The sequence below is a fragment of the Chitinivorax tropicus genome (assembly GCF_014202905.1).
Taxonomy (GTDB): Bacteria; Pseudomonadota; Gammaproteobacteria; order Burkholderiales; family SCOH01; genus Chitinivorax; species Chitinivorax tropicus.
Genome location: NZ_JACHHY010000071.1, coordinates 1 through 2,092, shown reverse-complemented (window position 1 = coordinate 2,092; position 2,092 = coordinate 1). Strand labels below are relative to the sequence as shown.

Annotated in this window: 1 protein-coding gene; it reads left to right on the top strand. The window is 52.5% G+C overall.

What is annotated here, in order from left to right:
- Positions 1-2,092 (top strand): RHS repeat domain-containing protein (locus tag HNQ59_RS19280; RefSeq protein ID WP_184042013.1); only part of this gene is annotated, 2,092 nt, incomplete at both ends.

Below are 2,092 nucleotides of genomic sequence, written 5' to 3'. Positions count from 1 at the left end.
TATTCGATGCCGCTGGCCGGCAGACCGCCAGCGTCGACGCATTGGGTTATGTCACGGAATACCGCTACGACGCCATCGGCAACCGGATCGCCAGTACCCGCCATGCTACCCCACTGAGCAGTCGACTGATGGAGGAGCCTCAGGCGAGGGAACGTTTCCTGCCCAGTGACGCCAGCCGATTCACGCTGTTGCCGGGGGAGCCGCAGCAAGCTGATCGGGTGAAGTGGATCAATAGCCAGATCCAGTTGACCAGTGGGCCATCCGCCCAGCCAAACTGGCCGGGCGCGCGCCTGGCCGGGCTCAACTTGGCTGTAACGCCGACTAAGTCGGTGCGGTACCGGGCCGAGGTCAAGCTCGATAGCCCGCAAGCCCAGCTGATGTGGCGGGTATATGGCACCAAAGACGGGCTAGCTGGTTGGCATGGCCTACTGTTTGCCAATGGCCAGCTCCAGAGCGATACCAAGCTGGGCGATCAAAGCTCGACCAAGGTACTCAAGGCTAGTTTTACTGAGGGTGTGACCTATGTGGTTGAGCAGGAAATCACGGCCACCGGCTCGGTGATCTATTGCTATGAAAAAGACAAGGCCCGGACAGACGGGATCAGTACGGTGTTCGCTGGCCAGTGGACCCAGGCTGCAGATTGGCTAGGTCATGGTACCGCTGGACCGAATGTAGCAGTAGGAGTGGCCACCGTTAGTAACTTCCAGCTGAGTGAATATACTCCCCATGTAAGTGAGCAGCGTTACAACACTCCTGATAGCGATATTGATGCCTGGTTTGTATATATCAATAGCGGCACCATTAATCGGGTTTATGATGCAGAGCGTAAACAAATTGTCACTCAGCTACAAAGTACTGGAACAGGTCTCACCGGGTATCAACTGACCAAAGATCGTGGCCATAATGCATGGAACAGCCCGGGCAGAGTCATCAGTTGGGACATGAAGTACAGAGAGCCGTTCAATTTCTTTGTCAGCGTACAGACAAACAAAGGCCGTCGGTTCATAGCTTATGGATCGGGAAATGCAGCCCCGACCGGCAGTGGAAATGCAGAATATGTGCAGTATCCAATGGGCAATATCAACGATGGCCAATGGCATACGGTGACACGAGATCTGCAAGCAGATCTCTCAGCCTTACAACCGGATACTGAAATCCTATCGGTGGATGCTTTGCTGATCCATGGTTCGGGCAGAGTGGGTGAGGTCAGTGTAAAGACCGTTTCCAGTGAGACGTCTCTCCAGCAGATGCAACGATTATTGCGCCCATCGCTCGCCGATCAACAAACTCGGTATATTTACGATGTAGCAGGCCGTCAGCGTTATCAGGTTGATGCTACAGGCCAGATTACCGAATACCAATACGATATGCTGGGCAATCGAACCGAAACCGTGCAGTACACACAAGGTTTTGTGACGCAATACAATTTGTCTGATAGTGATATCGATGCCTGGTTTGTATATATCAATAGCGGCACCATTAATCGGGTTTATGATGCAGAGCGTAAACAAATTGTCACTCAGCTACAAAGTACTGGAACAGGTCTCACCGGGTATCAACTGACCAAAGATCGTGGCCATAATGCATGGAACAGCCCGGGCAGAGTCATCAGTTGGGACATGAAGTACAGAGAGCCGTTCAATTTCTTTGTCAGCGTACAGACAAACAAAGGCCGTCGGTTCATAGCTTATGGATCGGGAAATGCAGCCCCGACCGGCAGTGGAAATGCAGAATATGTGCAGTATCCAATGGGCAATATCAACGATGGCCAATGGCATACGGTGACACGAGATCTGCAAGCAGATCTCTCAGCCTTACAACCGGATACTGAAATCCTATCGGTGGATGCTTTGCTGATCCATGGTTCGGGCAGAGTGGGTGAGGTCAGTGTAAAGACCGTTTCCAGTGAGACGTCTCTCCAGCAGATGCAACGATTATTGCGCCCATCGACCACCAATCGTCGTCTGCGAAACCTCTACGACACCGCCAACCGTCTCCGTTTCCAGATTGCATCAGACAACACGGTTACCGAAAACCGTTACGACAGTTTCGGCAATATTCTCCAGCAGATCCGGTATGCCAAGCCGGTGGT